The following is a 9,324-nucleotide window of genomic DNA, read 5'->3' as shown; positions in this document are numbered from 1 at the left end:
CTCCTCATCGGCTAACCCCTCGGCACACACATTCATTCGTCGTGCGACTTCTGCAATAGGCTCATTGCGAAAAAACGCCATTCCAACAATAAGCCAAAGAACCATATCACTAGGCAAGCGACGTCGACGTATAGTCGCTTTATCGGAAAGTGCTGCCGCTTTAGCAATCCACTCATCAGGAATATGCTCAGAGAAGGTGGTTAGCTGAGCGACATCAATCGGACTTTCTTCAAGAAAGTCGGCAAAACAATTTTGGATAGACATAAAAAATCGAAGACCTATAAACAGGTCTCCGATTGTCTCTTATCAGAAAGATCGGTCAACCGCTCCTTATCTGATCTACATTGCGCATAATGCGGGCTTAGTATTTGTGGGCATTTAGGCAGTTTGTTTGGCTTTCACGCCTTTTTCAATACGCTGGCCAATCTTGGTATCAATATTTTTCCAATATTCAAACGCACGTTCTAACACCGGTTGGCTGACACCATTAAGTAAATGGCCGACTACGTTATTCACCAGTCTTTCTCTCGCTGCATCATCCATCACTTTGTTAATCAGATCATTTGCTTGGCTATAGTCATCGTCGTCAGGGCGCAGGGTATACGCAGAGCGTACCATTTCGCCATCAGCAGCCCATACCGCAGATTCTGGGTAACGGTTTGGGTCGGCTTGTGGCCCGCCTTTGCTGTTTGGTGCATAGACAGGATCTTCGACATTGTGCATGCGCATCGCTCCATCTTTGCTGTAACTGTGGAATGGGCATTTTGGCGCGTTTACCGGGATCTGTTTGTAATTTACGCCAAGACGGGCGCGATGTGCATCCGCATAAGCAAACATACGACCGAGTAACATTTTGTCTGGGCTTGGCCCCGTTCCAGGCACCATATTATTAGGTTCAAAGGCTGCTTGCTCAATTTGAGTATGATGATCCGTTGGATTGCGGTCGAGCGTTAACTTGCCAACCTCAACGAGTGGATACTCCTTATGTGGCCAAACCTTAGTCAAATCAAATGGATTGATATGATAAGTTTTGGCGTCTTGATAAGGCATTATCTGCATTTTCAGCGTCCAACTTGGATGATCGCCTTTGGCAATGGCGTTAAATAGGTCGCGACTATGGTAGTCGCCATCGGCCCCCGCTAATTCATCGGCTTGATCTTGAGTGAGGAATTGGTTGCCTTGATCGCAGATGAAGTGGTATTTCACCCAAAAGCGCTCACCTTGATCATTGACCCACATGTATGTGTGGCTAGAGTAACCATTCATGTGGCGCCAATTTTTGGGGATGCCGCGGTCACCCATCAACCACGTGACTTGGTGGGATGATTCAGGTGATAGGGTCCAAAAATCCCACTGCATATCATTATCGCGTAAGTTGTTATCGGCGCGGCGTTTTTGTGAACGAATAAAGTGTTGAAACTTCATCGGATCGCGAATAAAAAACACGGGTGTGTTGTTACCCACTAAATCAAAATTGCCTTCCTCGGTATAAAATTTTACCGCAAAGCCACGTGGGTCTCGCCAAGTATCAGGGCTACCGCGCTCACCGGCGACGGTTGAAAAGCGCATTAACACTTCGGTTTTAGTGCCGGGCTGGAAAACAGCGGCTTTGGTATATTGGCTTACATCATTGGTCACCTCGAAATAGCCGAATGCGCCGTTGCCTTTAGCGTGAGGCTGACGTTCTGGGATGCGTTCGCGGTTGAAGTTCGCCATTTGTTCAATCAAATAGTGATCATGTAACACAATCGGTCCATCTTGGCCGATTGTCAAAGAGTGCTCGTCACTTGCGACGGGAATGCCAGCATCTGTTGTGGTTGGCTTGCTGTTTTGATTCGACATAGTGCTCTCCATCGGGTTGTAATTTTTAACCATCGGTTGTAACTCTTTCCGACGACTGAGAAATATTTGCCTGTATTAACGGCGTGTTACCGCTTGTAGCCATCAATATATGGATAAAGAGCAAGGGCTATGCCAGTGCTGGAGTGGTAAACTTGAAGGGAATAAAGCCTTTGCTTGGCAACCCATTAGTTGCAGCACCAAGCAAGGCGATTATGCGATGAAGATAAGTTGATTTACGCCATCGGCAAAGGACGTTTATTCAGTTATAGGTTTGGATCGATTGAGCGGGCGCAGCTTGCAGTACACAATCGCGCTGATTGCGCCAAACAGATGGCCAAAATGATCGATACTATCAAGTCGGTGAATGCCGGTTCTTTGCGTGGTTTCAAGGCTTGCCATAGTCATCATCACAGCTAACAGTGAGAAGGTTGCCGTCATCATTAGCCACTCTTTGGTGGTCATGGATTCTCGGTCTGTAAAGTAGGCCGCACCTAAGGCAAAGACACCGCCAGAGATACCACATGTCACCACTGGGCCGCGATAGCAAAAGATAGAAAATGCGGAGCACAGTGCGCCAATCACCATGACCGCGAGATAGCGTTTTGTACCGACTCGGCGTTCGTAAACCGAAGCGATGCCCAATCCAGACAGGTTGGATACCAAATGTACATAGTTGCCGTGAACCACAGAAGAACTGACCGCACGCAGTGGCCAAGTTAGCGCTTCGCTGACGTTATTCGATAAGCCTAAATAAGCGAGCCACATATCCGTGGTTTCAATGAAGGTTCCTTCACTGGTGAGCAAAAATACGCTACTGATAACCACCCCCGTGATTAACGAAGCCGCGATATTTCTTAAGTGCTGGCCATAGGGAATGGGCGGTTCTTTTAAACTCTCGGGTTGCGGCCTAATACCAACCAGCAAGCCAATATATACGGCTAATGCGATGAGATAAAAAATCATAAGCTGAGCGGAATATTTTGTTCAATGTAGGTCTGCACTTCAGGCTTTAATGTCGCGACCTTTTCCACGCCTTTTAACTGTGCTTTTAATTTGAGTTTACGATTGGTTTTGAACGTAAAGACCATCGGTCTTTGCAGCATACCGCGGCCGATTTTGACGCTTTCGATATCGCTATAGGTAAAGAAATCGTGAAGTTGAAACTTACCCAGTATATCGAGTTTAAAAAAGCTCACACCTTGTTCTGTGACGGCCACATAGTATTGGCGCATGGTCAACATGAAAAAGGGACCAAGTAAAAATATCAGCCAGAAATTGGCCGGTTTGATGGCGAAGAAAAAGCCAATCAGCTGATCTCCAGGCTCCAGATTTTCAGTAATATGCTTTTCAGCTTGTTGTTTATTCATCGTATTCCTGACGCAAAATTTGATGTGTTGAATTTTAGTGTCGAAGTCGGGGTACAACTTCGACTTGTTTACCGTCAGGTTGCGACACATTTGGCCAATTTTTTAAGTGGATAGCGTGCTTGAGGACGAGAATAGGGAAGGTATTTTTTGCTTTAAGTGTGAATAAGGCGGGTTTACCCCCGCCTTAGTTGTCGATTTTCTCTCTATGGCATGCCGCCAAGACCAATGTAGGTATCCAATACATTTTTATATGCTGAATAAAAATTTTCAGTCGATAGTTTAAAAGTATATTCCAGGTTAATATTACGTCTATCTAATTTGAAAGGATAATTTCTTATGTTACCATTAAAGTATTCTCTATCTTCTATTTTTTCTTCATTAAGTATATGTTTTAATTTCCCTTCAAATTCTTGGCTTATTTTTATACCTTCTTTTTTATTGATTTCTTTAATTATACTTAAGTAATTTTTATACATAACATTGAAATCTTTCATATCATTATAATAATAAGATATATAATAATCGGTCATAAGGCATGAATTCTGATGAACAATCATCATATCCTTATTATCGAATAAAAAATAGCTGTAGCTATCAAGTCCACCATCAGTTTCAGTCGTCAATTTGCTGAAAATTTGGTTTTTTGAGCTAAATTTTGTGATTGTCAATTCCTTATTACATTCATAATTTGAGGCATGTGCATTATTTAATATAAATATAAAGGTAAGTAAGAATAATTTTTTCATAGCAATACCTTACTGTTTTACTTCTAAATGCCAACATTTATTGGATTTTTGGGTTTCATCCAAAAAGTTAACTTCTGAATTGTTTTGCTCTAGTAAATCAAACCCTCTAGTGATTTTTTCTATTATGTCTTTATCATTTCCATTTTTTATCAAAACTGAGTTTACACCAATGTCGATAATGTTGTTTTTATTATATTTTTCTAATGTAACAATATGATTGGAAACATATTCTCCTTCATCTGCTAAAGAATTTATCTTATTTTCCATTAGATTTATTACCTCATTCGAGGATTTTGATTTATTTTTTTCATAAACGATTAATACTTTATCTCCAACTGGTCCATACATTTTTTTCTGCCCTTTTAAATCTATCTTTGCGTTTCTGTACATAATACTAGCTTGTTCATATGGGGTTCTAAAAGTACTGGTAATAACTGCGGTTTTTACGCCCGCTTTTTCAAATACACTTTGAATAAGCTTGATCGATTTGTCACTGACGACTCGTTTTTCTGCGGCTAATGTATGTTTATAAATAACATTAACTTTCAATGGCGTTTTCCACTCTTCCAGCAAGGCTTCATCTATGGCCAATAGGGTATTGCCATCCACAATGCCATCTTTGGGCATCTGGTAGTCATCATGATATTGATGACTGGGTTGGTATTCCTGTTGGAAGCGCTTAATCACTTGTTCGGTTTTATCACCAAAATCGCCGTCAACGCTTAGATCATATTCAAATGCCAACAAAGCTTTTTGAATCAGTTCGACCGCTTTATCTTTGGCCCCTTTTTTATCTCTGGCACCTTTGCTGTAACTAACAGCTTTTTTCTCTGCCGATTCGTTAAGCGCATGTGAGCCGCGAAGTTGGTCTGATTTCAATATGGTGAAAATCTTTAAATAAGCCAGTGGCCACAGATGCCAAAGTTCTGGCGTGAAGCAAAGTGGTTCGCCAAAATCTCGCATCCAAGCGTATTGTTCAAGCCGGTCTGTTTCATGTTGAATAAAGCGTTCGTGGCTAGGTAAGAATATCTCTTGCCGCCACTTAGAATCATAATAGGTGCCTGGCTCAAAATGGGCCTCATTATATTCGTCCATAGCTTTTTGCGATTGAGCATGGCTGGTTTCACACAAGCCTTGGGTATTATCGACATGCCACTCGTTTTGATGCTTGACGATAAGCGTTTCAAAACGCTCTCGATTTGGTTCTAAATAAGCGCGTAGGCTATCGGCTTTTTTAAATTTTTCGGGCAGTAACGATTGCTGGCTAACGTATTCTGCAATGGTTTTAAAAAACTTATTCTCAATCGAGATTTCACCACTGCAAAGAGCCTGATCGTTCGTCCCATCAATGATTTTGAAATAGTTTTCCGGCGTATCATCAGCGGGTGAGAGCATTTTAAGGAAGAATGTAGGTGGTTCATCAATAGAAAAACATTCAATATGAACTTGATATTCTTGTTTGATAGCCGGCTGCATAGTTTGACTGAATTCATGTAGCCCTAGATAACCGAGTGCGTCGCCCGCTTTTACTTTTAGATAGTCTTCGCCATCGTACGGCATCAGCACGACACTGCCATCGCTGCAAAAGTCGTCGTGTTTCATCCACTGCGGTATGGTTTGCTGAGCGGGACGAAAGTAAGTGGTGTCGTTTAGTCTATCTGTTGCTGATTGTCTGCCAATCGCAACCCAAACCAACTGCCCAACGGTCGATTGTTGACTCTGGTCAGGCACATTCATGATTTGGAACAATGAGTAGTAATACCCATCATGTTTGACTGGATCTTTGGCATAGACGTGTTCGATAACCGTATCTTTGGCTAACGAAATTACTTTATCTTTTACTGATTTACTTGGTTCGCTATTGCCACTAAAACCGAATTGGTGGCCATTAATTCCTTTTCCGCGGTTGACACTATACGCTTCCGTTTCTTTCATATCGCTGATTGGAGCGAGATGCATATAAAGAGTATAAAAGGTGAACGATGTCGCTTGCTTGTCTTCTTGATCTGGATTGTCAATTGAGTGCTCGATAAGCACAAAGTTATTGCTGAATTTCAGTGGCACTGTCGATTGAGTCGGCGTCTCATATTGGCTTTCGAGATAATTTTCGTTCATACGATACACCACAACGCGTCCATCCATCATGGCTTGAACCGGTGACAAATGGCGGCACCAAGGGGCTTGCTTATCTGTAATATGCATGCCGCCATGCCAGCCGTGTCCTTGGCTCATGATATAGCGACCACTCTTGGTTTCTTCAAATAAACGTTTGAACTCATTGAGGGTGTGATAGGGTTTTCCATCTTGCTTGAGGATGGGGAAAACTGCATTCATTGGTTAATTCTCTCGCTGCGTTAATCTGAAGAAATAAGTGGTGACGGGCGAATTTGGCGAATAAAGGCCGAAATTACGATCACTCAAAATGTTTATCTACTGGTTATATAGCGACCAAAAAAAGCATAACATTGACAAATATGTGTTGCAGCTTTCATAAACACTGAATGCATAGGTGAAATAACTAAAATGCACTATCGATATGATGGTAATACTACAAAATATTCGCCTAAGGCGAGCATAGATATGACGTTGCAATGGGATGTGATTTGAGCTTTAGATGTGATGTATCTAACTGTGCTTGGATTATTATTTTAGCCGATTGTAGAGCGCTTCGAGAGCTGAGTTTTGCATTTATCGTCGCGTGCTTGTTTGATAACGAATTTGCTTGTTTATATCGAATTGGGCAGGAGAGCGGGAAAGGCAATATACGAACGTGGCAGCGGGCGGGCTTGCAATGAGAGTGGCTAGGTCACGAGTCCTTAAACGAAAAAAGCCTGCTCACTGAGCAGGCTTTTCGAATGTGGCGGAGAGATAGGGATTTGAACCCTAGATACGCTATTAACGTATGCCGGTTTTCAAGACCGGTGCTTTCAACCACTCAGCCATCTCTCCGTGTGGTGCGCATAATATAAGGGCTTACGAGTCTTGTAAACCCCTACAAAGATTGTTTGATGTTTTTATGTTCAACTGAGTTCAAATACGTGAACTAATCGCCATTTTTCTATATTAAGTGAACGATTATTAAGCAAAATAAACCAAGTTTTTGCTGTTTTTACCAAGCGCTGTTTGGTGATATTTAACGCTTGCTAGTCGATAAACTGGCTCATGTTGTGTAAGCACGCAGTCGCAATGGCGGAGTGCTCGTATTCCCAATGGCGCGGGCTAATCAGCTCTGGTGACCAAGCGCCATCGTAACCGGTGGATTTGACCGCAGCGACAAATGCTTGAATATCAATTTCACCTTCACCCGGCATATAAGCGCGAAGCACGGTTTCATCCCAAGCTTCGCCTGCTTGCGGTTTACGTCCATCGCAAAAATGCACGCCGTAAATCAGCGCAGGGTCGAGGTTTGCGACATCTTGCGGCGTGCTGACGCCGCGCGCATAGAGATGCCAGAAATCCATTACTAGCCCCACATTGGTTGTGGCTAATCTGTCGATGACTTCAAGTGCCATCGGTAGGGTGTTGAATTCACTTGATGCGATAAACTCGATTTGATAGCGAATTCCGTACTTTTCGCCAAATTGGGCAATTTCACCAATATTTTCAGTGATGATATCTAAACGCTGCGCATGGCTTAAATGATCGGCGTAGTGCCCTGGATTTAGTTGCACCGTTGGGCATTCCAGTTGATTTGCGACCTCGGTGATGCGCCGTGCTTGGGTGATTAACGCATCTCGGTCTTGAGCGCTGTGACGGTCAATACCCATCAAAGCATTGATGCAGGTGGTTTGCAGTTGATGCGCGTCAAGACGCTGTTTGAGCGATGTCGCGTTGCCGCCGTTTTCCAAGTAACGGACGAGTTTGTCGATAAAAAATTCGATGCCTTGATAACCGGTTTGGTGGGCGATTTCGACATCGGAGAGTACGTTGGAGTGGAATGTGGATGCGCCGTGAAGTGCTTTAATCATATGGTGTTGCCTCCCGTTTTTGCGTTCGAGTGGAATCACCATCATACAGCTTGTCACTGTATGCAAGTCAAATAATCTAACAAATCAATAGGCTAACAAAGTAAACGCCCAGCGTTGGCTGGGCGAGGGCATCGATTAGAGATTCGCTTTAAGCGCCTTCAGCCGGTTTGTGGGCTTTAATGGTCGCGATTTGATAGTCGTAAATATCGTTCATCACATCGAGTTTGCGATTGGCGAGTGTTTTGTAATAGTCGAGACGTTTATCACTGATGCTGTTCATCACCTCAATCGCCTGTTTGGTCGTGAGCTTAGCCGCCGCAGTTTGCAGGTACACCGCACCGTATTGCATATGCTTGTTCGAAAGATCGAGTTTTTTCATCGCCAATTGGATTTTCGAAGGCGCATCGTCGCGTTTTTCAAGGGCATTAATAGTGCTAAATAACATCCGATTTGGGGTAATAAAGTAGCCGACAAAGTTAATCGTGTGTTCGCGGTCTGGGTCAATCACACCTGGTTTGATGGCCGGTAGCTGCTCGGTTTGGAAATAGCGCTTACTGCTTTGGAAGCCGTTAAAGTGCTCGGCAATGATTTGTTCTGCAAGGGCATGTTTGGTTTTGGTGTTGAGCGTTTTAGACAGCATTTGATAGTCGTCAAAACGTTTTTGAATTGATTCAATTGGTGCATCAAAGCCAGCGGCTAACATGGCGACTGAACCCCATAAATACGCGTTACGTTGGTCTTTCAGTGTCAGATACGCTTCCATCACATCGGTTGCGGCATACGCTTTATAGTAGGCGGGATTTTGCTTAGTAGTTGGCGCCATAATCAAGTGCTTAAAATGGGCAATGGCTTTTTTCGGCTTATGGTCTTCTAGGTAGATAGTTGCGGCAATCCGGTGACTATATAGGCTACCTTTTTCAATCGCTTGCAGCACGATCTGTTCCGCTTTATGCAAATTTTTTGCAGTACCATTGCCATCTTTGTACAGCAGTGCGAGGTTATCACAAGCATTCAGATAGTCATTATCACAGGCCGTTTGATAGTAGTTCAGCGCACTGGCGTAATTTTTCTCTTTGGCATGGATGGCGCCGAGATTAAATGCCGCTTCGGCATTGCCTTGCGCTGAGGATTTTTCTAGATAGACCAAGCTTTTCTGGCGATCTTGCTCAAATCCATTTTCGCCATGAAACAGGTTTAGCCCAAGTTTTAGCTGGCTTTGAGCATCACCTTGATCGGCTTTTTTATAAAGCGCTTGCTGCGGAGAGGCGCAAGCGGCGAGAAGTAAGGTGACTGTACACGCGGTGGCGAACTTAACGGTTTTCATAGCAAATTCCTTTGACGATTCCTTTGATGACGAGGCGAACGAGTTCTTGGCGACACCACACTTCGTGCTGTATGTCG

General features: G+C 43.4%; 8 protein-coding genes and 1 tRNA gene. All 9 read right to left on the bottom strand.

Features of this window, described 5'->3' with window-relative positions:
* On the bottom strand, positions 1-264 hold a 264-nt coding region (locus BLS03_RS08190; protein ID WP_176765553.1), incomplete at its 3' end, for a transposase domain-containing protein.
* Between the two features lie 114 nt (positions 265-378).
* A complete protein-coding gene (locus tag BLS03_RS08185) occupies positions 379-1,842 on the bottom strand; it encodes a catalase (RefSeq protein WP_093272056.1) in 1,464 nt (487 codons plus the stop codon).
* A gap of 255 nt (positions 1,843-2,097) precedes the next feature.
* The gene (locus BLS03_RS08180; protein ID WP_093272054.1) at positions 2,098-2,805 is read right to left on the bottom strand and encodes a rhomboid family intramembrane serine protease; all 708 of its coding nucleotides are present in this window, start codon (positions 2,803-2,805) and stop codon (positions 2,098-2,100) included.
* Positions 2,802-3,209, bottom strand: coding sequence for a hypothetical protein (locus tag BLS03_RS08175; protein ID WP_093272051.1), 408 nt, complete (start codon positions 3,207-3,209; stop codon positions 2,802-2,804). Before BLS03_RS08175 ends, BLS03_RS08180 begins: the two co-directional genes overlap by 4 nt.
* Positions 3,210-3,412: 203 nt before the next feature.
* On the bottom strand, positions 3,413-3,955 hold the full coding sequence (locus tag BLS03_RS08170) for a hypothetical protein (protein WP_093272048.1): 543 nt from the start codon (positions 3,953-3,955) through the stop codon (positions 3,413-3,415).
* A gap of 9 nt (positions 3,956-3,964) precedes the next feature.
* Complete coding sequence (locus BLS03_RS08165) at positions 3,965-6,289, bottom strand: peptidoglycan-binding domain-containing protein (RefSeq protein WP_093272047.1); 2,325 nt, start codon at positions 6,287-6,289, stop codon at positions 3,965-3,967.
* Between the two features lie 524 nt (positions 6,290-6,813).
* Positions 6,814-6,904, bottom strand: a tRNA-Ser gene (locus BLS03_RS08160).
* 194 nt (positions 6,905-7,098) lie between these two features.
* Positions 7,099-7,923: a sugar phosphate isomerase/epimerase family protein gene (locus tag BLS03_RS08155; protein WP_093272095.1), complete on the bottom strand. Its 825-nt coding sequence runs from the start codon at positions 7,921-7,923 to the stop codon at positions 7,099-7,101.
* Positions 7,924-8,071: 148 nt separating this feature from the next.
* Complete coding sequence (locus BLS03_RS08150; RefSeq protein ID WP_093272044.1) at positions 8,072-9,247, bottom strand: tetratricopeptide repeat protein; 1,176 nt, start codon at positions 9,245-9,247, stop codon at positions 8,072-8,074.
* Positions 9,248-9,324 lie beyond the last annotated feature (77 nt).

The sequence above is a fragment of the Vibrio xiamenensis genome (genome assembly GCF_900100015.1).
GTDB lineage: Bacteria > Pseudomonadota > Gammaproteobacteria > Enterobacterales > Vibrionaceae > Vibrio > Vibrio xiamenensis.
Note: the sequence above shows the minus strand (reverse complement) of the source record. Positions and strands in the feature narration are given on the sequence as shown.

Bases quoted from the DNA above. Each gene is read 5' to 3' on its own strand.
- BLS03_RS08155 (WP_093272095.1), bottom strand. From the start codon at position 7,923: ATGATTAAAGCACTTCACGGCGCATCCACATTCCACTCCAACGTACTC.
- BLS03_RS08150 (WP_093272044.1), bottom strand. From the start codon at position 9,247: ATGAAAACCGTTAAGTTCGCCACCGCGTGTACAGTCACCTTACTTCTC.
- BLS03_RS08165 (WP_093272047.1), bottom strand. From the start codon at position 6,289: ATGAATGCAGTTTTCCCCATCCTCAAGCAAGATGGAAAACCCTATCAC.
- BLS03_RS08185 (WP_093272056.1), bottom strand. From the start codon at position 1,842: ATGTCGAATCAAAACAGCAAGCCAACCACAACAGATGCTGGCATTCCC.
- BLS03_RS08180 (WP_093272054.1), bottom strand. From the start codon at position 2,805: ATGATTTTTTATCTCATCGCATTAGCCGTATATATTGGCTTGCTGGTT.
- BLS03_RS08175 (WP_093272051.1), bottom strand. From the start codon at position 3,209: ATGAATAAACAACAAGCTGAAAAGCATATTACTGAAAATCTGGAGCCT.
- BLS03_RS08170 (WP_093272048.1), bottom strand. From the start codon at position 3,955: ATGAAAAAATTATTCTTACTTACCTTTATATTTATATTAAATAATGCA.